21 protein-coding genes are annotated in these 25,150 nt (G+C 61.1%); 8 read left to right on the forward strand and 13 right to left on the reverse strand.

The genetic code is table 11. The features are described from left to right. Positions 1-46: 46 nt before the first annotated feature. On the reverse strand, positions 47-943 hold the full coding sequence (locus tag F8N62_RS09285) for a DMT family transporter (RefSeq protein WP_150710682.1): 897 nt from the start codon (positions 941-943) through the stop codon (positions 47-49). 100 nt (positions 944-1,043) lie between these two features. On the opposite strand from F8N62_RS09285, the gene F8N62_RS09290 reads away from it, so the two are divergent. Together F8N62_RS09290 and F8N62_RS09295 are read left to right on the forward strand one after the other, a co-directional pair. Next, positions 1,044-2,375 carry a PLP-dependent aminotransferase family protein gene (locus tag F8N62_RS09290; protein WP_150710683.1) on the forward strand — a complete coding sequence of 444 codons (1,332 nt, stop codon included), beginning with the start codon at positions 1,044-1,046 and terminating at the stop codon, positions 2,373-2,375. Between the two features lie 251 nt (positions 2,376-2,626). Further along, a complete protein-coding gene (locus F8N62_RS09295; protein ID WP_150710684.1) occupies positions 2,627-3,214 on the forward strand; it encodes a LysE family translocator in 588 nt (195 codons plus the stop codon). A 171-nt stretch (positions 3,215-3,385) separates the two neighbouring features. On the opposite strand, the gene F8N62_RS09300 is transcribed toward F8N62_RS09295, so the two are convergent. From F8N62_RS09300 to F8N62_RS09315, 4 genes are read right to left on the reverse strand one after another with little or no spacing between them, the layout of a single operon-like run. Beyond that, entirely contained in the window at positions 3,386-4,219 is an 834-nt protein-coding gene (locus F8N62_RS09300) for a helix-turn-helix transcriptional regulator (RefSeq protein WP_150710685.1), read from the reverse strand. Positions 4,220-4,276: 57 nt separating this feature from the next. Then, a complete protein-coding gene (locus F8N62_RS09305; RefSeq protein WP_150710686.1) occupies positions 4,277-6,706 on the reverse strand; it encodes a TonB-dependent siderophore receptor in 2,430 nt (809 codons plus the stop codon). Positions 6,707-6,717: 11 nt separating this feature from the next. Next, the gene (locus F8N62_RS09310; protein WP_150710687.1) at positions 6,718-7,701 is read right to left on the reverse strand and encodes a FecR domain-containing protein; all 984 of its coding nucleotides are present in this window, start codon (positions 7,699-7,701) and stop codon (positions 6,718-6,720) included. A gap of 4 nt (positions 7,702-7,705) precedes the next feature. Beyond that, positions 7,706-8,230, reverse strand: coding sequence for a sigma-70 family RNA polymerase sigma factor (locus F8N62_RS09315; RefSeq protein ID WP_150710688.1), 525 nt, complete (start codon positions 8,228-8,230; stop codon positions 7,706-7,708). A gap of 282 nt (positions 8,231-8,512) precedes the next feature. Between F8N62_RS09315 and F8N62_RS09320 the strand changes: the two genes are divergently transcribed. Further along, positions 8,513-8,761, forward strand: a complete 249-nt coding sequence (locus tag F8N62_RS09320) for a transmembrane sensor/regulator PpyR (protein ID WP_150710689.1) — start codon at positions 8,513-8,515, stop codon at positions 8,759-8,761. 192 nt (positions 8,762-8,953) lie between these two features. Further along, entirely contained in the window at positions 8,954-9,523 is a 570-nt protein-coding gene (locus tag F8N62_RS09325; protein ID WP_150710690.1) for a GGDEF domain-containing protein, read from the forward strand. 145 nt (positions 9,524-9,668) lie between these two features. On the opposite strand, the gene fabI is transcribed toward F8N62_RS09325, so the two are convergent. From fabI to gloB, 8 genes are all read right to left on the reverse strand, one after another. Continuing rightward, a complete protein-coding gene (gene fabI / locus F8N62_RS09330) occupies positions 9,669-10,463 on the reverse strand; it encodes an enoyl-ACP reductase FabI (protein WP_008152082.1) in 795 nt (264 codons plus the stop codon). 21 nt (positions 10,464-10,484) lie between these two features. Continuing rightward, the gene (locus F8N62_RS09335; RefSeq protein WP_150710691.1) at positions 10,485-12,095 is read right to left on the reverse strand and encodes an ABC transporter ATP-binding protein; all 1,611 of its coding nucleotides are present in this window, start codon (positions 12,093-12,095) and stop codon (positions 10,485-10,487) included. Between the two features lies 1 nt (position 12,096). Further along, positions 12,097-13,116 (reverse strand): ABC transporter permease, encoded by a 1,020-nt coding sequence (locus F8N62_RS09340; RefSeq protein WP_150710692.1) that lies wholly within the window; start codon positions 13,114-13,116, stop codon positions 12,097-12,099. A 1-nt stretch (position 13,117) separates the two neighbouring features. Further along, complete coding sequence (locus F8N62_RS09345) at positions 13,118-14,191, reverse strand: microcin C ABC transporter permease YejB (protein WP_150710693.1); 1,074 nt, start codon at positions 14,189-14,191, stop codon at positions 13,118-13,120. Positions 14,192-14,194: 3 nt separating this feature from the next. Continuing rightward, positions 14,195-16,036, reverse strand: a complete 1,842-nt coding sequence (locus tag F8N62_RS09350; protein ID WP_150710694.1) for an extracellular solute-binding protein — start codon at positions 16,034-16,036, stop codon at positions 14,195-14,197. Then, on the reverse strand, positions 16,033-17,847 hold the full coding sequence (locus F8N62_RS09355) for an extracellular solute-binding protein (protein WP_412071972.1): 1,815 nt from the start codon (positions 17,845-17,847) through the stop codon (positions 16,033-16,035). Before F8N62_RS09355 ends, F8N62_RS09350 begins: the two co-directional genes overlap by 4 nt. A 209-nt stretch (positions 17,848-18,056) precedes the next feature. Continuing rightward, positions 18,057-19,502 (reverse strand): transglycosylase SLT domain-containing protein, encoded by a 1,446-nt coding sequence (locus F8N62_RS09360; RefSeq protein WP_150710696.1) that lies wholly within the window; start codon positions 19,500-19,502, stop codon positions 18,057-18,059. Between the two features lie 99 nt (positions 19,503-19,601). After that, a complete protein-coding gene (gene gloB / locus F8N62_RS09365) occupies positions 19,602-20,369 on the reverse strand; it encodes a hydroxyacylglutathione hydrolase (protein WP_150710697.1) in 768 nt (255 codons plus the stop codon). 65 nt (positions 20,370-20,434) lie between these two features. Between gloB and F8N62_RS09370 the strand changes: the two genes are divergently transcribed. The 4 genes from F8N62_RS09370 to F8N62_RS09385 all read left to right on the forward strand — a co-directional run bounded on the left by F8N62_RS09370 (position 20,435) and on the right by F8N62_RS09385 (position 25,144). Then, positions 20,435-21,193: a class I SAM-dependent methyltransferase gene (locus F8N62_RS09370; protein ID WP_150710698.1), complete on the forward strand. Its 759-nt coding sequence runs from the start codon at positions 20,435-20,437 to the stop codon at positions 21,191-21,193. An 89-nt stretch (positions 21,194-21,282) separates the two neighbouring features. Then, positions 21,283-21,735 carry a ribonuclease HI gene (gene rnhA, locus F8N62_RS09375; RefSeq protein WP_008028618.1) on the forward strand — a complete coding sequence of 151 codons (453 nt, stop codon included), beginning with the start codon at positions 21,283-21,285 and terminating at the stop codon, positions 21,733-21,735. A gap of 191 nt (positions 21,736-21,926) precedes the next feature. Continuing rightward, positions 21,927-22,685: a DNA polymerase III subunit epsilon gene (gene dnaQ, locus F8N62_RS09380; RefSeq protein ID WP_150710699.1), complete on the forward strand. Its 759-nt coding sequence runs from the start codon at positions 21,927-21,929 to the stop codon at positions 22,683-22,685. 203 nt (positions 22,686-22,888) lie between these two features. Beyond that, the gene (locus F8N62_RS09385) at positions 22,889-25,144 is read left to right on the forward strand and encodes an Orn/Lys/Arg decarboxylase N-terminal domain-containing protein (protein WP_150710700.1); all 2,256 of its coding nucleotides are present in this window, start codon (positions 22,889-22,891) and stop codon (positions 25,142-25,144) included. Positions 25,145-25,150: the final 6 nt, after the last annotated feature.

A 25,150-nucleotide genomic window follows, 5' to 3' on the forward strand; every position in this document is an offset into this window, starting at 1 on the left:
TTGAGGGAGTGTCGATCTTTTGTAAACACCGCAGATCTGTCATCAACTATTTTGAAAACTTCCTCGCACCCGCCACGCACAGAATCACCGCCACCGTCACCGCCAGCATCCCAAGGCTGACCTGCTCATGCAGCAACCCCGCCGCCAGCGCCAAGCCGAAAAACGGTTGCAGCAGTTGCAGTTGCCCAACCGCTGCAATACCGCCCTGCGCCAGTCCGCGATACCAGAACACAAACCCGATCAACATGCTGAACAGCGAGACATAGCCCAGGCTGAACCACGCCGGTGTGCTGATCCCGGCGAACGAAACGGGTGCGCGCCACGCGCTCAGCAGCGCCATCACCGGCAGAGCTAGCACTAACGCCCAGGAAATCACCTGCCAGCCGCCCAGTGTCCGCGACAGTTTCGCCCCTTCGGCATAACCGAGCCCGCACGCCAGAACGGCCAGCAACATCAGCATGTCGCCTTGCGGCGAAGCCGTCAGGCCCTGGGAAACGGCATAGCCTGACACCAGCAAACTGCCCAGCACCGAGAACAACCAGAACGCCGGGCGCGGACGTTCGCCGCCGCGCACCACGCCGAACACCGCCGTGGCCAGCGGCAGCAGACCGATGAAGACAATGGAATGCGCCGAGGTCACGTACTGCAGGGCCAGCGCCGTCAGCAGCGGGAACCCGACCACCACGCCCATGGCGACGATGATCAGTGGCAGCAGTTGATGGCGCGTCGGGCGTTTTTCCTTGAACAGCACCAGCAAGCACAGCGCCAGCACCCCGGCGATGCTTGCGCGCGCGACGGTCAGGAACACCGGGTCGAATTCCATGACCGCCACCCGCGTGGCCGGCAGCGAGCCGCTGAAGATCAGCACGCCGATCAGCCCGTTGATCCAGCCGCTGGTGGCTTTTTCCCGGGGCTGGCTGTGCAGGTTCGATACGTCTTCCATGCGGGTTACTCGACTGAGGGTTGATGCGGCGGGTTGCCTTGAGCGCATCCTATGACCGACTATTGTGACAATCAAAAAATTGTCATGGATACATCGCCCGATGCCTCGTTTGCGCTACAAAACGCTGGTCGATACCTTCGCCGCCGACATTCGCTCGGGACGTTTAGCGCCCGGTACGCGCCTGCCGACTCATCGTCAGCTCGCCGCTGAGCAGGGGTTGGCGCTGGTCACCGCCAGCCGGGTGTACGCCGAGCTTGAAGCGATGGGCCTGGTCAGTGGCGAAACCGGGCGCGGCACGTTCGTCCGCGAGACGTCGCTGCCACCCGGCCAGGGCGTCAGTCAGCACGTGGTCGCCGTGGGCATGACCGACCTCAACTTCAACTACCCGTCGCTGCCCGGTCAGGCCGATCTGTTGCGAACCGCTTTGCGCCAGCTGGCATTGTCCGGCGACCTCGAATCCCATCTGCGCTACCAGCCCCATGCCGGCCGCCTGCATGAGCGGGCATCGATTGCCAACCATCTGCTTTCACGCGGCTTAAGCGTGCAGGCCGAGCAGCTGTTGATCGTCAGCGGTGCTCAGCATGGCTTGGCGGTGACGATGATGGCCTTGCTGAATCCCGGCGATGTGATCGCGGCGGATGCGCTGACCTACACCGGGTTCAAGGTGCTGGCCGAATCGCTGCACCTGGAAATCGTGCCGATTCCCGTCACGGACACCGGGCCGGATCTCGATGCGTTCGACGCGCTTTGCCGGCGCCGCTCGGTGCGGGCCGTTTACACCATGCCGACCCTGCATAACCCGTTGGGCTGGGTGATGGACGCGCCATGGCGTCAGCGGTTGGTAGCGATTGCGCGCCAGCATGACCTGCTGATCATTGAAGACGCCGCCTACGCGTTCCTCGTTGAAAACGCCCCGGCCCCGTTGGCCGACATGGCGCCGGAACGAACCGTCTACGTGTCGGGGTTCTCCAAGAACATCGCCACGGGACTGCGCGTCGGCTTCGTCGCCGCCCCGGTCGAGAAGGTGCCCGCCCTCGAACGGGCGATTCGCGCCACCACCTGGAACACCCCGGGAATCATGACCGCCATCGCCTGCGCCTGGCTCGACGACGGCACCGTCAGCCAGCTCGAAGCGCAAAAACGCGCCGACGCCCAGGCTCGACAATCCATGGCCGCCGAACTGTTGAAAGGACTGCGCTGCATGACTCACCCTTCTTCGTACTTTTTGTGGCTGCCGCTGGCGGAAGACGCCCGGGCGGACCAGATCGCCATTGCGTTGATGCACGAACAGGTGGCCGTTTCCACTGCCGAACCTTTTGCCACGTCAACCCACGTACCGCACGCGATCCGCTTGGCGCTGGGGTCGGTGGACATGGCTTCGCTGAAAGACGCATTGATCAAAGTGAAGCGGGTGGTCGGCGCGTATTCCTGAGGCAACCACGACCCCTGTAGGAGCGAGCTTGTGGTGAGGGGATTTATCCCCGTTCGATTGCGATGCAGTCGCATTCGATGACCGTGGCTTATAGGTTTAGGGGCCGCTTCGCGACCCAACGGGGATAAATCCCCTCACCACAGGCCCGCTCCCACAGGGGTAAGTGTTTAACAGGGCAGTTTTCTTCAATACGGGGAGCGGACGGCGCCTTAACGTGACCCCTGGTTCAACTGAATTGAAGAAGGTCTGCGATGAGTCTGATTATTTCGATGGCGGCGTTTGCGTTGGTAGCGTCAATCACCCCGGGGCCGGTGAACATTGTGGCGCTGAGTGCTGGCGCGCAGTTCGGCTTTCGCGCCAGTCAGCGGCATGTGGCCGGGGCGACGCTGGGTTTTGTGTTGTTGCTGGTGTTGATGGGGCTGGGCTTGCATGAGGTGTTGCAGGTGTGGCCGGCGCTGACGCGCGTGGTGCAACTGGCCGGGGTGGCGTTTTTGTTGTTCATGGCGTGGAAACTGGCGGCGGATAACGGTCAGCTTGATGCCAGGGATTCAGCACGCGCACCGTCGATGCTTTACGGTGCGGTGATGCAATGGCTCAACCCGAAAGCCTGGCTGGCCTGCGTCGCCGGCATGGGTGCGTTTGTCGCCGATGGCGAGGCGCGGTTGGTCTGGCAGTTTGCGGCGGTGTATCTGGTGATCTGCTACCTGTCGGTTGGCTGCTGGGCGTACGCCGGGACGTTTTTGCGGGGGTATTTGAACAACCCGGCGGGTATGCGATTGTTTAACCGGGTGATGGCGGGGTTGTTGGCGTTGAGCGCGGTTTATTTATTAATGCCTTAACCGCGAATCACACCGCTTTTGTGGTGAGGGGATTTATCCCCGTTGGGCTGCGAAGCGGCCCCCAGCATGTTTCAGGTAAACCGCACACTCAGGTTTTGCGACGGCTTCGCCGCCGAACGGGGATAAATCCCCTCACCACAGTATGTGCAAACCGGCGAGGGGCAGTCGGCCTCAACCCCGATACTGCCCCGGCGTCGCCGCCAGATGCTGTTTAAACGCCCGTTGAAAATGCGCCTGATCGGCAAACCCTGCCTCCAGCGCCACATCAGCGATCAGTTTGCCGCTGCGCAGGCGCTCCCGGGCGAACTGGATGCGCCGGTTGACCAGAAAAGCGTGGGGCGTCATGCCGTAATGCTGTTTGAAGGCGCGGATCAGGTACGACGGCGACAGCTGCGCGGCCTCGCATATGTCTTCCAGTTTGAGCTGTTGCGTGCAGTTGTCGCGGATGTACTCCGCCGCGCGTTCCAGTTTGAAGTTGGGTTCGCGCAGCGGCTGATCGCCGGGGTTGAGCCGTTGTTGCACCTCGGTGAAAAACTCCACCGCCGCGCTGTGTTTACGCAGGACGTCTTGCTCGCCGTCGACGAGTATTTCGTACAACGCCGTCAGCCCGGCGAACAGGCTGGCGTCTTGGTTGTGGGTGACGCAGAACCGCCGAAACGCCAGATCACTGCCAAACCCGAGCTGATGCTGCAGATCAGTCAGCCACGGCGTTTCGACGTACAACATCAGGTACGACCACGGCTGATCATCGATGGGATTGCAGGCATGAACGTCGCCCGGATTCATCAACACCACCGTCCCGGCGCTGACTTCGAATTCTGATTGTTCATGGATATAGGTACTGCGCCCGGCAGTGATCGCACCGATGGAAAAGTGCTCATGCGCGTGCCGGGTGTAGCAGACTTCGCGGCCGTCGGCGATGGCGCGGGCCTCGATGAAGGGCAGGGCGTCGTCGCGCCAGAAGCGCGGGGCCTTGTCCGGGTCTTTGGCAGCGGTGGGCTTCATCGTCGATTCCTCGGCTGGTCAGCGTTGGAGTGTATTAGCTCCGGGGCGAATTGCCGATCAGAAATCCCAGCGCGTGGTCAGTTGCAGGCTGCGCGGTTCGCCGTAGAACCCGGTGCCGAAGTTGCCAAGCCCGGTGTAGTAGGTCTTGTCGAACAGGTTTTTCACGTTGAGCGTGGTGCTCAGGTGATCGTTGAAGCGGTACCGCGCCATGACGTCGATCAGGGCGTAACTGTCCTGGGTGATCTTCGAGTCGTGGCCGAAATTGACCCGGTCATTCGGGTCGGGCTGGAACACGTTGCCGAAGAATTCGCTCTGCCAGTTCACGCCGCCGCCGACGGTGAGTTTTTCCAAGGCTCCAGACAGTCGATAAGTGCTGAACACGCGTACAACCTGTTCCGGCGCCGTCGTTTGCAGGATCGAGCCGTAGACATATTCACCCGCGCCGTCGCGGGTGCGGTTGTAGGTGTAACCGGCGGACAGATTCCAGCCGTCCAGCACTTCGCCGGCCAGTTCGAACTCAAAACCCTGGGTGGTCGCGCCCTGGACGGGGCGGTACACCGACTCGCTCTCGACGCCGCTGACGTACTCGGCGACGTTGTCCTGCTCGATGCGGAACACGGCGACACTGGCGTTCAGGCGTCCACCGAAGTATTCGGCCTTGAGCCCGGCTTCGTAGCTGTCGCCTTGCACCGGGTCGAGCAGTTTGCGTTGGGCGTCCTTGCTCATTTGCGGCTGATAGATGCTGGTGTAACTGGTGTACAGCGACCAGGTGTCGTCGAGGTCGTAGACCACTCCGGCATAGGGCGTGACGACGCCGGTCTGACGGTAGCTGTCGCGCACATCCAAGGTGTTCGGGTCGCTGTAGTCGAGGTCGTCATGGGCCTTGAATTGACTGACCCGGGCACCGAGGATCACCGACAAATCGTCGGTCGGCTTGAATCGTGCGGCCAGGTAGGCACCTGTCTGCCGCTGGGCGATGTCGTTGTCGCCGACCTTGGGAATCTGCGGCTTCGCGAACTCGCCGCGCCAGTCGTAAATACTGCCGTCCAGCGGCGGGTAGATCGAGCCGTGCACCGGGATGTCCTGGCGGGTGTTCATCGCCATGAAGCCCGCGATCAACTCATGCTCGCGTCCCAGCAAGTTGAACGGGCCGCTGAGGTTGACGTCGAGGTTGTCCTGCACCTGATCGCCCTTGAACTGGCCCATGTACATGAACATGCCGTTGCCGGTGATCGGGTCCGGATGGCCGCCGCTGGCCGAGGCGAGAAAGGTGTCGTGCTGGCGGTGCTTGCGGTCATAGCTGATTTTCAGCGCCCAACCATCGGCCAGTTGTTGTTCTACCGCAGCGAAAAGCGTCTGGTTGGTGAAATCCCGCCGGCTCCAGTCGGTGGCCGGGTTGAATGAGCGGGAAAAACGCGTACGAGAACCGTCGTTGTTGTACATCGGGAAACCGGTCCAACTGGCGCCCCGGGAACGGGTGTTTTGCTGGTCGATGCCTACGGTCATTAACGTGTCCGGCGTCAAGTCGGCTTCAAGGATGCCGTAGGCGATGTCGCGGGTGTTGCGGTAGTTGTCCATGACGGCGCTGCGGTCTTGCCAGGCGCCGACAAACCGCCCGCGCACGTTGCCGCTCCCGGTCAGCGGCCCGGCGATGTCGGCCGTGCTGCGATAGTTGTCCCAGGAGCCGACGGCGCCAGTGATGGAGGCTTTGAACGCCGGCGTCGGGCGCTTGCGGATCAGGTTGACGGCGGCCGAAGGGTCGCCCGAGTCGCTCATCAACCCGGTGGCACCCTTGATGATTTCGACGCGGTCGAAGGTCACCATGTCGGTGCTGGTGGTGCCGTAATCGTAGACGCCGTCGTAATCGGTGTTGACGCCGTCGTATTGGAAGTTGGTGATGGGCAGGCCGCGACTGGAAAACTCCCAGCGTTCGCTGTCGTAGTTCTGCACGCTGACACCGGGCACGCGGCGCAGGGCATCGGCGATGCTGGTGGAGCCCTGGTCGTCGAGTTGCTGGCGGGTGATGACGGACACCGATTGCGGCGTTTCGCGTAGTGTCAGCGCAAGGCCGGTGGCCGAAGCCGTTGACCCGGTGGTGTAAGAATGGGTGTCTTCGCTGATCGCGCCCAGTGCCTGGCCGGAAACAGTCGTGGCACCCAGTTCCAGCGGACCTTGCGAGGCAACTTTGAGCACATAACCGCGGTTACCGATGGATTGCGCTTGCAAGCCGCTGCCTTGCAGCAAGCGTTGCAGACCCTGTTGTTCGGTGAACTCGCCATTCAGGCCCGGGCTGCGCTTGTCACTCGCCAGATCGTTGTGGCCGGCGAGGAAAATCCCTGTCTGTTCGGCGAAGCGGTTGAGTGCGCTGACCAGCGAACCGGCGGGGATGGCGTAGGCGCGTGACGCGGCGGTCTCGGCATGGGCGAGCATCGGCGCCAGACTCAGCGCCGCGAACGGCAGGAGACAGGCACAAGCGAACGACGGCATCCCACGTGGGCTCACCCTTTCGGGCCGACGTTGACCCACCACGCCAGGGTTTTTTCGACACGGATCGGCAGCGCGGCTTCCAGCAGGCGCAGGGCCTGGTCGGTGTCCTTGAGCGGGAACGAACCCATGACCGGCAGCCCGGCAATCTTCGGATCGCAGGCCAGATGCCCGGCGCGATAGCGGCTCAATTCTTCGATCAACTGCCCCAGCGGCAGGTTGTCCGCCAGCAGCACACCGCGTCGCCAGGCTTCGCGTCCCGCTGCGGCCTCGGTGGAGGGCGACAGCTGGCTTGAGGTGAACGCGAGCTGGCGGCCGGCCTCGACCACTTCAACCTGGCCCTCGGCAATTTGCACCTCAACCGCGCCTTGGTAGACATTGAGCAAGGTATGTTGCGCTTCCTGGCGCACGCTGAAACGGGTGCCGAGTGCGCGCATCGTGCCTTGGGCGGTCTGCACCCGAAACGGTCGGCTGCGGTCTTTGGCGGTGTCGATCAACACTTCCCCGGCGCTTAGCAGCAACAAGCGCTGGGTGGTGTCGAACCGCACGTTCAGCGCACTCAAGGCGTTGAGCCAGATCCGGCTGCCATCGCTGAGCAGGCTCTCGCGGGTTTCGCCGGTGCCGGTCGCGAGGTCGGCGGTCCACCGGCCAATGGCGTCCGGCAGGGCCGTTTCACGCCAGGCATTCCAGCCCAGCAGACCGCCCGAGGCCAGAATGAGCAGGCTCTTGACGGTCTGACGCCGAGTGATCGGCGCGCGCGCCGTGTTGCGCAGCACCAGGCCGGCGGCGTGCGGATGATCGTCCTGCAACGCCGCGAAGCGTTGGCCCACGCGCTCGACGTAACGCCAGGCGGCCTGATGCTCGCCACTTTGCGCAAGCCATGCTTGCCAGTGCTGACGTTCTTGCTCGCCGACTTGCTGGTCGTTGAGCTGCACGTACCATTGCGCCGCCTGTTCGAGGCTGGCGTGGCTGATGCTGTTGGCGGCGACGGAGGTCATGCGCTTACTCGATCAACAGGCCGTCGAGTTCGGCCTCAAGCAGGGCGCAATGCATCAGCGCTTGCGCCAGGTACTTTTTCACCATCCGTTCGCAGACACCGATTTCTTCGGCGATGGTGCGGTAGGGCAGGCCGTGTAACTGGGCGAGGATGAACGCATCGCGCACCCGCTTGGGCAGGCGCAGCAACATGGCGTCCACTTCGTACAGGGTTTCGACGATGATCGCCCGCTGCTCCGGCGACGGTTGCACGGCCTGCGGGCGTGCGGCGAGGGTCTCTAGCCAGGCCTGTTCGAGTTGGCGACGGCGCCAGTGATCGATGCACAAGCCCCGGGCAATGGTCGCCAGATAGGAGCGCTCACGGGTTTCGCAGTCGAACACTTGCGGGCGCTTGAGCACCCGCATGAAGGTGTCATGGGCCAGGTCGGCGGCATCGAACGCATTGCTCAAGCGCCGGCGCAGCAGCTCATGCAGCCAGCGATGATGCGTGATGTAGAGGTTCTGAACGCTGGAGGAATCGGCGACCATCATCGTGAGCACGTGTCCATGGGCGGCGAGCGCCTTCGGTGCAAATAAGAATTGGTCGCGATTAAAACAAAAGGCTCCGTAGTGTGCAAATGATATTGGTTTGCTTTTGGGAATTGTTCGCTTGTAATGGGTCGATATGACATCGAATAGAGTCATAACGACCATAACCTATGTGAGTCAAATTGACTTGATGTGGCGTAACTAATTGATTTTAAATAAGAATCAATCTGGCACGAAACCTGAAGTAAACAACGCATTACTAGTCTGATTCAGGAGTACGAAAAAATGTTCGCTTACTTCAGCAACCCTCAGAACGTACTGCACTTGTCGAGCAAAGTACTGGGTGTCGGCCTGGCGCTGCTGCTGGCCGGAATCTACGGCGCTTATCTGTACGCCGGACATTTGCCGATCGCCTTGCTGGTGTCGATGCACGCCATGACCATCATCGGCCCGACCCTGATCAAGATCGGCTACGTCATGCGCCTGCTGGCCCAGCACCGGCTGGGCGCCGGTCTGGACCGCGTTGCGGCCTGAGGCGTCGGCGGGCGCCCCTCGCCACAACTGTCATTTGAAGGCCGCCCATTGAGGCGGCCTTTTTGTGACTCTGCATTCCCGAAAACCGGGAGGACCTTGTCCGTTGGCGGGCACTTGACCGGCGGTCCGGTCGTGGGGAGTCATCCGGGGTGTGCATGACTCTAAAGACTATCCCCGCCACTGGAGTGACGAATGCAGATCTCAGGCAAACCGGACAAACACGGCGTCAGCGCAACCCCCGCGCGCTCGCCTCGACAGGCCCGCGAAGTACTGCGTGATCTGGCTCGCCAGGCCGAGCAGGAAGTCATGGGCGTGACCATGGCCAGCATGGACGAGCTGACACTGCTCTCCAATCGCCACGGCTTTACCACCCTGGCCCAATTGGCGCTCGACGCCTGTCAGCGTCTGGAAGTGCCAGCGACGCTGCTGTTTTTCGACCTCGATGACTTCAAACACATCAACTATCTGTACGGCCGCGCCGAGGGCGACAATGCGCTGAAAACCTTTGCCGATGTGTTGCGCATTGCCTTTCGCGAGAGCGATGTGATTGGTCGGCTGGGTGGCGATGAGTTTGTGGCGTTGTTGACGGGCTCGAACGCAGTGGACCTGAACGCGATCAAGGCCCGGCTGTTAGAGATTCTGGATGAGCGCAACGCCACGATGCGGCGGGGGTATGACATTCGGTTCAGTATTGGGCAGATTGAGTTTGATGCTGTGGCACACCGCACCGTGGAGGAATTGCTGGAGAATGCGAAGCTGTAAGGCCAGATCAAGAGATCGCAGCCTTCGGCAGCTCCTACAGCGATCGGCGTAGGAGCTGCCGAAGGCTGCGATCTTTTGATCCACGGTAATCCGGGCACAAAAAAACCCGCCGGGTGAGGCGGGTTTTTTTATGGCTAGTCGAAGATTACTCTTCGAGGCTGCCCATGGCCGTGGTGTTGAAGCCACCGTCCACGTACATGATTTCGCCGCTGATGCCGGACGCCAGGTCCGAGCACAGGAAGGCGCCGGCGTTGCCGACTTCGTCGATGGTGACGTTACGACGCAGCGGGGTTTGCGCTTCGTTGGCGGCCAGCATTTTACGGAAGTTCTTGATGCCGGAAGCCGCGAGGGTACGGATCGGGCCGGCCGATACGCAGTTGACGCGGGTGCCGTCCGGGCCCAGGGAACCGGCCAGGTAACGCACGCCGGCTTCCAGCGAAGCCTTGGCCATGCCCATTACGTTGTAGTTCGGCATGGTGCGCTCGGCGCCCAGGTACGACAGGGTCAGCAGGCTGCCGTTGCGGCCTTTCATCATTTCGCGACCGGCTTTGGCCAGGGCCACGAAGCTGTAGGCGCTGATGTCGTGAGCGATGCGGAAACCTTCACGGGTGGTGGCTTCGGTGAAGTCGCCGTCCAGTTGGTCGCCCGGAGCGAAGCCGACGGAGTGCACGATGCAGTCCAGGCCGTCCCACTTCTTGCCCAGTTCAACGAAAACCTTGGCGATTTCTTCATCGCTGGCCACGTCGCACGGGAAGCACAGGTCCGGGTTGGAACCCCAGCTCTGTGCGAACTCTTCGACACGACCCTTGAGTTTGTCGTTCTGATAAGTGAAGGCAAGCTCAGCGCCCTCGCGATGCATGGCGGCAGCGATGCCGGATGCGATGGACAGCTTGCTGGCGACACCGACGATCAGTACGCGCTTACCGGCGAGAAAACCCATGTGTTGCTCCTCTCTTTCAGGTTATTGCGCAGTGGCTGGTGCCAGAAAAGCGGCTTCCAGCAACTGCTGTGTATACGGATGTTGGGGGGCGGCAAAAATACTTTGCGCGTCTCCCTGTTCGACCACTTGGCCATGCTTGACCACCATCAGCTGGTGGCTCAGCGCTTTGACGACAGCCAGGTCATGGCTGATAAACAGATACGTCAGGTTGTACTTCGCTTGCAGTGAACGCAGCAGCTCCACCACTTGGCGCTGCACTGTCCGGTCGAGGGCCGAGGTCGGCTCGTCCAGCAGAATCAGCGCCGGTTTTAGCACTAATGCCCGGGCAATGGCGATTCTCTGCCGCTGCCCACCGGAAAATTCGTGGGGGTAGCGGTTCCGGGTTTCCGGGTCCAGGCCTACCTCCTGCAATGCCGCAATTATCGCTTGTTCCTGTTCCGCTTCGGTGCCCATCTTGTGGATCCGCAGGCCTTCGCCAACGATCTGGCTGACACACATTCGCGGGCTCAGGCTGCCAAACGGGTCCTGAAACACCACTTGCATCTCCCGCCGCAGCGGTCGAACCTGTTGCTGCGTCAGGCAGTCTAGCTGCTTGCCTTCAAAACGGATCCCTCCCTGACTACCGATCAGCCGTAAAATCGCCAGACCCAGTGTCGATTTGCCGGAACCGCTTTCTCCGACAATCCCGAGCGTCTGGCCCTGCGGCAGGCTGAAATTGATCCCGTCCACCGCCTTGATGTGATCGACGGTCTTTTTCAGCAAGCCTTTCTTGATCGGAAACCAGACTTTCAAGTCCTCGACCTGCAGCAATGGCGGGCCGATGACATTGGTCGCCGGCTTGCCGCTGGGCTCCGCCGCCAGCAGTTCCCGAGTGTACGGATGCTGCGGCGCGCGGAACAACTCTTCGCACGATGCCTGTTCGACGATGCAACCGCGCTGCATGACACATACGCGATGCGCAATTCTTCGCACAAGGTTCAAATCGTGACTGATCAGTAGCAGCGCCATGCCCAGACGGGACTGCAATTCCTTGAGCAATTCGAGGATTTTCAGCTGAACGGTCACGTCCAGCGCGGTGGTCGGTTCGTCCGCAATCAGCAGTTCCGGCTCATTGGCCAGGGCCATGGCGATCATCACCCGCTGGCGCTGGCCGCCGGACAATTCATGGGGCAACGCCTTGAGGCGCTTGTGCGGCTCGGGAATGCCGACCATCTCGAGCAATTCCAGGGTGCGTTTGGTCGCGACTTTGCCGAGCAGGCCTTTGTGGATGCCCAGTATTTCGTTGATCTGCTTCTCGATCGAGTGCAGCGGGTTGAGCGACGTCATCGGCTCCTGAAAGATCATCGCGATCCGGTTACCGCGGATGTGGCGAATGGTTTTCTCTTTCAGGCTCAACAGGTCGCGCCCGGCATACTCAATGGTGCCGGACGGATGCCGGGCGAGCGGGTAGGGCAGCAGGCGCAGGATCGAGTGCGCGGTCACCGACTTGCCGGAACCGCTCTCACCCACCAGCGCCAGGGTTTCGCCGCGCTTGATGTCGAAACTGACGCCTTCGACCACGCGCTGGCAGCGCTCGCCGACGACGAATTCCACGGAGAGGTCGCGCACTTCGATCAGATTGTCCTGATTCATTTCACTTCCTCGGGTCGAAGGCATCGCGAGCGGACTCGCCGATAAATACCAGCAAACTCAACATCAACGCCAGCACGGCAAACGCGCTCATGCCCAGCCATGGCGCTTGCAGGTTGGATTTGCCTTGGGCCACCAGCTCACCCAGCGATGGCGCGCCCGGCGGCAAACCGAAACCGAGGAAATCCAGGGCAGTCAGCGTACCGATGGCACCCGTCAGGATGAACGGCATGAAGGTCATGGTCGAGACCATGGCGTTGGGCAAAATGTGGCGGAACATGATCGCACCGTTCTGCATCCCCAGCGCCCGCGCCGCGCGCACGTATTCCAGGTTACGCCCGCGCAGGAACTCGGCGCGGACCACGTCCACCAGGCTCATCCAAGAGAACAGCAGCATGATCCCCAGCAGCCACCAGAAATTCGGCTGCACGAAGCTGGCGAGAATGATCAGCAGGTACAGCACCGGCAGCCCGGACCAGATCTCCAGGAAACGCTGCCCGGCCAAATCCACCCAGCCGCCGTAGAAACCCTGCAACGCCCCGGCAATCACACCGATGATCGAGCTGAGAATGGTCAGGGTCAGGGCAAACAGCACAGAGATCCGGAAGCCGTAAATCACCCGCGCCAGCACATCGCGACCCTGATCGTCAGTGCCCAGCAGGTTGTCGACGGAGGGCGGCGCCGGGGCCGGGACTTTCAGGTCGTAATTGATGCTTTGGTAGCTGTAGGGAATCGGCGCCCACAATACCCATGCATCCTTGGCCTTGAGCAGTTCACGGATGTACGGGCTCTTGTAGTTGGCTTCCAGCGGGAATTCGCCGCCGAAGGTGGTTTCCGGATAACGCTTGAGCGCCGGGAAATACCAGCCATCGTCGTAATGCACCACCAACGGTTTGTCGTTGGCGATCAGTTCGGCACCGAGGCTCAGGCCGAACAGCACGAGAAACAGCCATAGCGACCACCAGCCACGCTTGTTGGCCTTGAACAGTTCGAAACGTCGTCGATTCAGCGGGGACAGGTTCATCTCAATGCTCCCGGCTTTCGAAGTCGATGCGCGGATCGACAAAGGTGTACGTCAGGTCGCCAATCAGCTTCACCACCAGCCCGAGCAACGTGAAGATAAACAGGGTGCCGAACACCACCGGGTAATCGCGGTTGATCGCCGCTTCGAAACTCATCAGGCCGAGGCCGTCGAGGGAGAAGATCACTTCGACCAACAAGGAGCCGGTAAAGAAAATCCCGATAAACGCCGAGGGGAACCCGGCGATTACCAGCAACATGGCGTTGCGGAACACGTGGCCATACAGCACCCGGTGATTGGTCAGGCCCTTGGCTTTTGCAGTCACCACGTACTGTTTGTTGATTTCATCGAGAAAGCTGTTTTTGGTCAGCAGGGTCATGGTCGCGAAGTTGCCGATCACCAGCGCGGTCACCGGCAACGCCAGGTGCCAGAAGTAATCGAGCACCTTGCCGCCCATGCTCAGCTCATCGAAGTTGTTCGAAGTCAGCCCCCGGAGCGGGAACCAGTCGAAATAGCTGCCCCCGGCGAACACCACGATCAGCAGAATGGCGAACAGAAACGCCGGGATCGCGTAGCCGACGATGATCAACGAGCTGGTCCAGACATCGAAGTGACTGCCGTGCCGCGTGGCCTTGGCGATCCCCAGCGGGATCGACACCAGGTACATGATCAGCGTGCTCCACAGCCCGAGGGAGATCGACACCGGCATCTTTTCCTTGATCAGGTCGATGACCTTGGCGTCGCGGAAGAAGCTGTCGCCGAAATCCAGCGTCGCGTAGTTCTTGATCATGATCCACAAGCGTTCCGGTGCCGATTTGTCGAAGCCGTACATGTGCTCGATTTCTTTCACCAGCGCCGGGTCCAGGCCTTGCGCGCCGCGATAGGCGGAACCGGCCACCGACACCTCGGCGCCGCCGCCGGCAATGCGGCTGGTGGCGCCTTCGAAACCTTCGAGCTTGGCGATCATCTGTTCCACCGGCCCGCCGGGGGCGGCCTGGATGATGACGAAGTTGATCAGCAAAATGCCCAGCAATGTCGGGATGATCAGCAGCAGTCGCCGAAAAATATACGCCAGCATCTATTACTCCGTGCCCGCAGGGTCGGCTTGCAGTGTGGTTTCGATTTCTTTTGCCGGTGCAACGTTCGGCTTGATCCACCAGGTGGCCGTGCCGATGTCGTATTTGGGTGAGATTTTCGGGTGGCCGATATGGTTCCAGTACGCCACGCGCGAGGTTTTGATGTGCCAGTTGGGGATCACGTAATAGCCCCATTGCAGCACACGGTCGAGCGCGCGGGCATGGGCTACCAGACTTTTGCGCGAGTCGGCGTTGATCAGTTGCTCGACCAGCTGGTCGACCACCGGATCTCTGAGGCCCATGGAGTTGCGGCTGCCGGGCTTGTCGGCGGCGGCAGACATCCAGAACTCGCGCTGCTCGTTACCCGGTGAATTCGATTGCGGGAAACTGCCGACAATCATGTCGAAGTCCCGCGAGCGCACCCGGTTGATGTACTGCGAGACGTCGACCCGGCGAATCACCAGGTCGATGCCGAGGTCGCTGAGGTTGCGCTTGAACGGCAGCAGCACCCGTTCGAATTCGGTCTGGGCCAGCAGGAATTCGATGGTCACCGGTTTGCCAGTGGCGTCGACCATCTTGTCGTCGACGATCCGCCAGCCCGCTTCTTGCAACAATTGGTAGGCCTGGCGCTGCTGCGTGCGGATCATACCGCTGGCGTCGGTGACCGGGTTCTGGAAAGCCTCGGTGAACACCTGCTCGGGGATTTTGCCGCGGAACGGATCGAGAATCGCCAGTTGTTCGGCGTCCGGCAGGCCGGTGGCGGCCATTTCCGAGTTTTCGAAAAAGCTGCGAGTGCGCACGTAGGCCCCGTTGAACAGCTGCTTGTTGGTCCATTCGAAGTCCAGCAGCAGTGTCAGGGCCTGACGCACGCGCACGTCCTGAAACACTGGACGGCGCAGGTTGAAGACGAAACCCTGCATGCCGGTCGGGTTGCCGTTGGGGATCTGTTCCTTGATCAAACGGCCTTCGGTGACCGCCGGGGTGTTGTAGGCATTGGCCCAGTTCTTCGCGCTCATCTCGAGCCAGTAATCGAACTGCCCGGCCTTGAGTGCTTCCAGCGCCACGGTGTTGTCGCGGTAATAATCGGTGGTCATCACGTCGAAGTTGTAGAAGCCGCGGTTGGCCGGCAGGTCCTTGCCCCAGTAATCCTTGACCCGTTCGTAACGCACCGAACGCCCGGCCTTCACTTCAGCGACCTTGTACGGGCCGCTGCCCAACGGCAGTTCCAGGTTGCCCTTGTTGAAATCGCGCGTCGCCCACCAGTGTTTGGGCAGCACCGGCAACTGCCCGAGGATTAACGGCAGCTCGCGATTATTGTTGTGCTTGAACTTGAACAGCACGGTCAGCGGGTCTTCGGCGACCGCTTCGGCGACATCGCTGTAATAACCGCGAAAGAGTGGCGCGCCGTCCTTGATCAAGGTTTCGAAGCTGAACACCACGTCTTCGGCGCGGATTGGATGCCCGTCATGAAAGCGCGCTTCCGGGCGCAGGTAGAACCGCACCCAGCTGTTGTCCGGGGCTTTTTCGATCTTGCCGGCAATCAGTCCGTATTCGGTGAACGGTTCATCAAGACCCTGTTTGGCCAGGGTGTCGTAGATGATGCCGATGTCGTCGGCCGGCACGCCTTTGCTGATGAACGGGTTGAGGCTGTCGAAACCGCCGAAACCGGCCTGGCGGAAAACCCCGCCCTTGGGCGCGTCCGGGTTGACGAAATCGAAGTGTTTGAAGTCTGCCGGGTATTTCGGCGCCTCGTTGTACAGGGTCACGGCGTGTTGCGGGGCGGCGCAGGCCAGCCCGGCGAACAACAGGCCGCTGGCGTGCAAGAGCAGGGCACGTACGGGTTTCATCGATCTTTCTCCGAAGATTTCAGCCACCACGCGCTCAGGCCCAAAGTGTAGGGCGGCGTGGTGACGAAGGCGAACCGGTTGCGGTAGGCCAGGCGGTGATAATTGAGGTACCAGTTGGGAATGATGTAGTGCTGCCACAGCAGCACCCGGTCCAGGGCTTTGCCGGCGGCAACTTGTTCATCGCGGGTCTGGGCCGAGAGCAATCGCTCGAGCAAGTGGTCGACCACCGGATTGGCGATGCCCGCGTAGTTTTTGCTGCCCTTGACCCCGACCTGACTGGAATGGAAGTACTGCCATTGCTCCAGACCGGGACTGAGGGTCTGGTTGAGCGTCATCAGGATCATGTCGAAATCGAACTGGTCGAGGCGCTGTTTGTACTGCGCGCGATCCACCGTGCGCAGTCGCGCGTCGATGCCGATGCTGGCGAGGTTTTCGACGTAGGGCTGGAGGATGCGTTCAAGATTCGGGTTGACCAGCAGGATCTCCAGGCGCAACGGTTGTCCGCTGGCGTTTTGCAGACGCTGGCCGGCAAGCTTCCAGCCCGCTTGCGCCAGCAGGTTCAAAGCCTCGCGCATGGTGTCGCGCGGAATGCCGCGCCCTTGGGTCTGAGGCAGGCTGAACGGCTCGGTGAACAGTTTGGCCGGCAACTGCTCGCGATAGGGCTTGAGCATCAGCCATTCATGACCGACCGGCAGGCCGGTGGCGGAAAATTCGCTGTTGGGGTAGTAACTCATGGCGCGTTTGTAGGCGCCGCTGAACAGCGTGCGGTTAGTCCACTCGAAGTCGAACATCAACCCCAGCGCCTCACGAACCTTCGGGTCGGAGAGCGCCAGGCGCCGGGTGTTCATGAACAGGCCCTGGCTCTGGGTCGGGATCTGATGCGCGATTTGTGCCTTGATCACGTCGCCGCGATTGACTGCCGGGAAGCGGTAGCCGTTGGCCCAGTTCTTGGCCTGGTGTTCGATGTAGATGTCGAACTCGCCGGCCTTGAAGGCTTCGAACGCCACGTCGCTGTCGCGGTAGAACTCGACTTCCATGCGGTCGACGTTGTACTTGCCGCGATTCACCGGCAGGTCCTTGCCCCAGTAATCCTTGATCCGCTCGAACACCAGTTGGCGACCGGGCGTGACCGAGGTGATGCGATACGGCCCGCTGCCCAGTGGCGGTTCGAAGGTGGTGGCCTTGAAGTCGCGACCTTTCCAGTAATGCTGCGGCAGCACCGGTAGCTCGCCGAGGCGCAGGATCAACAGCGGATTGCCGGCGCGCTTGAACACGAACCGGATGCGCTGCGGGCTGAGCACGTCAACCCGCAACACTTCCTGAAGATTGGTGCGGTATTGCGGATGACCTTCCTTGAGCAGCAACCGGTAGGAGAACGCCACGTCGTAGGCGGTAATCGGCGCGCCGTCGTGGAAACGCGCTTCGGGGCGCAGGTTGAATACCACCCAACTGCGGTCTTCGCTGTATTCCACCGACTGGGCGATCAGGCCATAGCTGGAGGTGGGCTCGTCGCCGGACGGTGCGTATTGCCCGGTGCCGACCATCAGCGGCTCATTCAGCTCGTTGATGCCGTACTGAAGGAAATTCGGTGTGGAGACCGGGCTCGAACCCTTGAAGGTATAAGGATTGAGCGTATCGAAGGTGCCAAACGCCATCACCCGCAACGTACCGCCCTTGGGCGCTTGCGGGTTGACCCAGTCGAAGTGGGTAAATCTGGCCGGGTACTTGAGCGTGCCGAACTGCGCATAACCGTGGCTTTCGCTGATCGTCGCGCTTGCGGAGGAGCTCAAGGCCAGGCTGATGAGGAGCAGGAGGAGGGGACGCTTCAAGTCAGAGATCCGATCCAGGCGGCTTGGGCTTTGTGGACCGTACAGTAACAGCTTGTATGGACAGGAAAAAGACGGGGTTTGAAAGCGGCGTCAGGGCATAAAAAAAGATCGCAGCCTGCGGCAGCTCCTACGTTGACCGCGTCCATCCGAGGGGACGCCTGCCTGTAGGAGCTGCCGAAGGCTGCGATCTTTTAATGCGGCGAAGCAACCGTCAGCATCTGCCCGGGCTTGAGCGCCTGGCCGACACGCGGGTTCCAGCGTTTGAGGTGCTGCATTTCAACGTTGAAACGCTTGGCCACCATGTACAGCGAGTCACCTTGCTGGACCTTGTAGCGGGTCTGTGACTTCTGGGACTTGGTCTTGCTGTTCGCCGCCACGACGGTGTTGACGCGTCCACCACTGCGCTTGGTCTTGTCCTGCATCACCAGCGTCTGGCCAACCTTCAAGTCCTTGCCCGTCAGTTTGTTCCAGCGTTGCAGGTCCTTGACCTCGACCTTGTTGGCCTTTGCAATGGTGCCAAGGTTGTCCCCGCGTTTGACCCGGTAGGCGCGTTTAAGTGTCGCCAACTGGGCGTCATCGGCGCCTTCGAAAACCGGCTTGAGTGGCTTCTTGCTCATCAACTCTTCGGGACGCATGGTCGACAGGCTGGCCGTCAGCAACTGCGCCTTGGACGTCGGCACCAGCAAATGCTGGGGGCCGTCGAGGGTGGTGGTGCGCTGCTTGAAGGCTGGATTGAGCTGGAACAGCTCGTCTTCGTCGATGTTGGCCACCGCGGCCACCTTGGACAGGTCCATGCGCTGGTTGATTTCGACGACCTGGAAGTACGGTTCGTTGGCGATCGGATTGAGGTTCACGCCGTAGGCTTCCGGCGCCAATACCACTTGCGACAAGGCCAGCAACTTCGGCACATAGGCCTGGGTTTCGGCCGGCAGCGGCAGGTTCCAGTAATCAGTTGGCAAGCCGAGCTTTTCATTGCGCTCGATTGCCCGGCTGACCGTGCCTTCACCGGCGTTATAAGCCGCCAGGGCCAGCAGCCAGTCGCCGTTGAACATGTCGTGCAGGCGGGTCAGGTAATCCATGGCCGCCGTGGTCGAGGCCGTAATGTCGCGACGACCGTCATAGAGGTTGGTCTGGCGCAGGTTGAAGTAACGGCCAGTGGACGGAATGAATTGCCACAAGCCAACCGCATTCGCCCGGGAGTAGGCCATCGGGTTGTAGGCACTTTCAATCACTGGCAGCAGCGCCAGCTCCAGCGGCATGTTGCGCTCTTCAAGGCGTTCGACGATGTAATGAATGTAGAGGCTGCCGCGTTCGCCGGCGTTTTCGAGGAAAGAGGGGTTGCTGGCGAACCACAGGCGCTGTTGCTCGATGCGCGGGTTGACGCCCAGGCCTTCCTGCAACTGGAAGCCTTGGCGCATGCGCTCCCAGACGTCCTGTGGAATTTGCGGAGTTGGCTTTTCGCTGAGCCAGACAGGCTTCTGTTTGGCGCGTGCGGCGATATTCGGGGTGTGTGTCGCTTCGGTCTGCGGCACATGGCTTGAACAGCCCGCCAGAGTGGCGGACACAGCCACAGCAATGGCTTGAGCCAAGCGGGTCAATGCGTCTGAATTGATGGATTTACGAATAGATGACGACATTGGCTGGAAGTAAGTTCCGGGCAAAAATGTCGGGCGATTCTAGAAAGCGCACCCCCTGCGGTCAACCATTCAGATTTTCCGCAGGCGCAGCGAGCCCTGTCAGAACGTATCTTTCCACGCCCTCAAGGCAGCAAAAACCGCACTCGGAGCCCGGTTATCGAGGCCATTCCGTTCGTCCACTTTTTCTTTAACGGATGTTTCGTCCGTGCGCAAAAACGGGTTGGTCTGCTTTTCGAGGCCCAGCGTAGAGGGCAGCGTGATGATTCCCGCTTGCCGTTGTTCGGTGACTTTGGCCAGGCGTTCGACCGTGTGCGGGTTGCCGGGCTCGACCGCGACGGCAAAGCGCAGATTGCTCAAGGTGTATTCATGCGTGCAATAGACCCGCGTATCCTCGGGGAAAGCGGCGAGGCGCGTCAGCGAGCCGTGCATTTGCTCGGGCGTGCCCTCGAACAGGCGCCCGCAACCGGCGGCGAACAGGGTGTCGCCGCAAAAAAGCGTCCCCTGGTGATAGAAGGCAATGTGCCCCAGCGTGTGGCCGGGAACGGCGATAACGTCGAAGTCCCAACCCAGTACGCTGATGCGGTCGCCATCGTTGAGGGCGACGTCCCGGGCGGGGATGTTTTCACTGGCTGGGCCGTAGACCTTCGCGTCTGTCGCTTTTTTAAGCTGCGCGACGCCGCCGACATGGTCGTGATGGTGGTGAGTGATCAAAATATCACTCAGTACCCAGCCCGGATTGACCGCGAGCCAAGCCTGCACTGGCGCGGCATCGCCCGGATCGACCACCGCGCAGCGCCGGGTGTCGGGGTCTTGTAACAACCAGATGTAGTTGTCGGTGAAGGCGGGCAGGGCTGTGATCTGTATCATCGTCGGATTCGCCAAGCGGAAAACAATGGCGCATCTTAGAACTTCCTGGCGCGTTGGAGAATGCAATGATTGATGAAGCGTTCGCTCAGGCTGATCCCGATTGGCTGGCCTTGATCAGCGCGGCCCGTGAATGGCTGTCCGGCCCCCTTGGGCAATTTCTGCTGAACGAAGAACGGCGCATGCTCGAAGACGAGTTGGGGCGCTTCTTCGGCGGCTATCTGGTGCATTACGGTCCATCGGCCGAGGCGCCGCCATCGGCGCCGCAAGTTCAGCGCAACGTGCGGCTCGGCGCGCCTTTGCCGGGCGTCGAGATCGTCTGTGACGAGCAGGCCTGGCCATTGAGCGAGCATGCCGCCGACGTGGTGGTGTTGCAGCACGGGCTGGATTTTTGCCTGTCGCCCCATGGTTTGCTGCGCGAAGCGGCGAGCAGCGTGCGCCCCGGTGGGCATCTGTTGATTGTCGGGATCAACCCCTGGAGCACCTGGGGATTGCGCCACGTATTTGCCCATGACGCGTTGAGCAAGGCGCGCTGTATTTCGCCATCGCGCGTCGCGGACTGGCTTAACCTGCTGGGCTTTGCGCTGGAGAAACGCCGCTTCGGATGCTATCGTCCGCCGCTTGCGTCCCCCGCGTGGCAGGCCCGTCTGGCTGGTTGGGAACGCAAGGCCGGTGACTGGCAACTCTCGGGTGGCGGCTTCTATTTATTGGTTGCGCGCAAGATCGTGGTGGGCTTGCGGCCGGTTCGGCAGGAACGCCGCGAGCCGATGGGCAAACTGATTCCCTTGCCGATGGCCAAGGTCAACCGGCGCAATATCAAACCGTAACAACTTTTTTACTCCCGGCCGGGTTTGCCCGGCCTCGGGCATCGTCGATCGCGGATCGGCGAGCCACCGCATTTTCTGGATAGATTGGCATGAGCGATAGCGTAGAACTCTTCACCGACGGCGCCTGCAAAGGCAACCCTGGCCCTGGTGGCTGGGGCGCGTTGCTGGTCTGCAAGGGTGTTGAAAAAGAACTCTGGGGCGGCGAAGCCAACACCACCAACAACCGCATGGAGCTGATGGGCGCCATCCGCGGCCTGGAAGAACTCAAGCGTTCCTGTGACGTGCTGTTGGTGACCGACTCGCAGTACGTGATGAAAGGCATCAACGAGTGGATGGACAACTGGAAGAAGCGTGGCTGGAAAACGGCGGCGAAAGAACCGGTGAAAAACGCTGACCTGTGGAAGCTGCTGGACGAGCAGGTCAATCGGCACAATGTCACCTGGAAATGGGTGCGCGGGCACATCGGGCATCACGGCAACGAACGGGCCGACCAGTTGGCCAACCGTGGCGTAGATGAAGTGCGCGGCTACAAGCAAGCCTGACTCGGTCCCTCGTAGGAGCTGCCGAAGGCTGCGATCTTTTGATCTTGATCTTTTTAAATCGTTGAAAATCAAAAGATCGCAGCCTTCGGCAGCTCCTACAGTGACCGTGTATACAGCGTGTCGCGACGCAAACCGTGGGCGTGTTAAGATCGCCGCTTTTGCACGATTGACCCGTTGAGAGCTGAGCACTGATGGCCACCAGATCCGTTGTACTCGATACCGAAACCACCGGCATGCCGGTGACCGACGGCCACCGGATTATCGAAATCGGTTGTGTCGAGTTGATCGGTCGGCGCCTGACGGGCCGGCACTTTCACGTTTACCTGCAACCGGACCGCGAGAGTGACGAAGGCGCCATCGGCGTCCACGGCATCACCACCGAATTCCTGGTGGGCAAACCGCGCTTCGCAGAAGTGGCCGATGAGTTTTTCGACTTCATCAAGGGCGCGCAGCTGATCATCCATAACGCGGCGTTCGACGTTGGCTTCATCAACAACGAATTCGCCCTGATGGGCCAGCGCGATCGCGCCGACATCACGCAACACTGCTCGATCCTCGATACCTTGATGATGGCTCGGGAGCGTCACCCGGGGCAGCGCAACAGCCTCGACGCCTTGTGCAAGCGGTATGGCGTCGACAACTCCGGCCGTGAACTGCACGGCGCCTTGCTCGACTCCGAGATCCTTGCCGACGTCTACCTGACCATGACCGGCGGCCAGACCAGCCTGTCGCTGGCCGGTAATGCGTCCGACGGCAACGGCTCCGGTGAAGGCGCAGACAACTCCGCCACGGAAATTCGCCGCCTGCCGGCAGACCGCCAGCGTGCCCGGATCATCCGTGCGAGCGAAGATGACCTGGCCCGGCACGTGGCGCGTCTGGAAGCGATTGCCAAGTCCGCGGGTGCGCCATCGTTGTGGCAGCAATTGGCTGAGGCTAAAGCTCAGGCGTAGAACAGATCGCAGCCTCGTTACACTCGACAGCTCCTACACCGCAAAACCGTAGGAGCTGTCGAGTGCAACGAGGCTGCGATCTCTTGATCTTGAAACGCCACCAATGACCCATTTCGGGGCATCGCACTCGCCACATCCGCCTCAACCCTCTACCCTGAGGATATTGGCAGGCCAAGGTCTGCTGCCTCAGGACACTGAGCCTCATGTATAAAGATTTGAAATTTCCGGTGCTGATTGTGCATCGCGACATCAAGGCCGACACGGTTGCCGGTGATCGCGTGCGCGGCATCGCCCGGGAGCTGGAGCAGGAAGGCTTCAGCATTGTCTCGGCGGTGGATTACACCGAGGGGCGGCTGGTCGCGTCGACCCATCACGGCCTCTCGTGCATGCTGATCGCCGCCGAAGACCCCAGCGCCAATTCCCATTTGCTGCAGAACATGGCCGAGCTGATCGGTCTGGCGCGGGTGCGTGCACCTGAGCTGCCGATCTTCGCCCTGGGCGAACAAGTGACCCTGGAGAATGCTCCGGCCGATGCCATGGACGAGCTCAATCAGCTGCGTGGCATTCTCTATCTGTTCGAAGACACCGTGCCCTTTCTGGCGCGGCAGGTTGCGCGAGCGGCGCGCAAATACCTGGATGGCTTGCTGCCGCCGTTTTTCAAGGCGCTGGTGCAACACACTGCCGACTCCAACTATTCCTGGCATACGCCCGGTCATGGCGGCGGCGTGGCTTATCACAAAAGCCCGGTGGGGCAGGCGTTTCACCAGTTTTTCGGGGAAAACACCCTGCGTTCGGACTTGTCGGTGTCGGTGCCGGAGCTCGGTTCGCTGCTCGATCACACCGGCCCGCTGGCCGAGGCTGAAGCGCGCGCGGCGCGCAACTTCGGCGCCGATCACACCTTTTTCGTGATCAATGGCACCTCGACCGCCAACAAGATCGTCTGGCATTCCATGGTCGCGCGCGATGACCTGGTGCTGGTGGACCGCAACTGCCACAAGTCGGTGCTGCATTCGATCATCATGACCGGTGCGATTCCGCTGTACTTGTGCCCGGAGCGCAATGAGCTGGGGATCATCGGCCCGATTCCGCTGAGTGAATTCAGCCGCGAATCGATTCAGGCCAAGATCGACGCCAGCCCGTTGACCAAGGGGCGCGAGCCCAAGGTCAAACTGGCCGTCGTGACCAATTCGACCTATGACGGCCTCTGTTACAACGCCGAACTGATCAAGCAAAGCCTGGGCAATAGCGTCGAAGTGCTGCATTTCGATGAGGCCTGGTACGCCTATGCGGCGTTTCACGAGTTTTTCGCCGGGCGCTACGGCATGGGCACTTCGCGCAGTGCCGACAGCCCGCTGGTGTTCACCACTCATTCCACGCACAAACTGTTGGCGGCGTTCAGTCAGGCGTCAATGATTCATGTGCAGGACGGTGGCGCGCGGCAGCTGGATCGCGATCGTTTCAATGAAGCCTTCATGATGCACATCTCCACATCGCCGCAGTACAGCATCATTGCGTCGCTGGACGTGGCGTCGGCCATGATGGAAGGGCCGGCCGGTCGTTCCTTGTTACAGGAAATGTTCGACGAAGCCTTGAGTTTTCGGCGGGCGCTGGCCACCCTCAGGCAGCACATCGCGGCGGATGACTGGTGGTTTTCCATCTGGCAGCCACCGTCGGTGGAAGGCATTGACCGGGTCGTCACCGCAGACTGGCTGCTGCAACCCGATGCCGACTGGCACGGTTTCGGCGGGGTGACGGACGACTACGTACTGCTCGATCCGATCAAGGTCACTCTGGTGATGCCGGGTCTGACGGCGGGCGGCGCGTTGAGCGAGCGCGGGATTCCGGCGGCGGTGGTCAGTAAGTTCCTCTGGGAGCGTGGCCTGGTGGTCGAGAAGACCGGTTTGTATTCTTTTCTGGTGTTGTTCTCGATGGGCATCACCAAGGGTAAATGGAGCACGCTGCTGACCGAGTTACTGGAGTTCAAGCGCAGCTACGACGCCAATGTCAGCCTCGCGACCTGTCTGCCGTGCGTGGCGCTGCAGGATGGCCCGCGTTACAAAGGCATGGGCCTGCGTGACCTGTGCGATCAACTGCACGCCTGCTATCGCAGCAATGCCACGGCCAAACACCTCAAACGCATGTACACCGTGCTGCCGCAAATCGCCATGAAACCGGCCGACGCTTACGATCACCTGGTGCGCGGCGAGGTGGAGGCGGTCTCGATTGATGCCCTGGACGGACGCATCGCCGCCGTGATGCTGGTGCCGTATCCGCCGGGTATCCCGTTGATCATGCCCGGTGAGCGCTTCACCGAATCGACCCGGTCGATCATTGATTACCTGGCGTTTGCCCGAACGTTCGACAGCAGCTTCCCGGGGTTTGTCGCCGATGTGCATGGCTTGCAACACGAAGATGAGGGCAATGGGCGGGATTACACCGTCGATTGCATCAAGGAGTGAGGACCT

The organism is Pseudomonas fluorescens (genome assembly GCF_902497785.1).
Classification (GTDB): Bacteria; Pseudomonadota; Gammaproteobacteria; order Pseudomonadales; family Pseudomonadaceae; genus Aquipseudomonas; species Aquipseudomonas fluorescens_BO.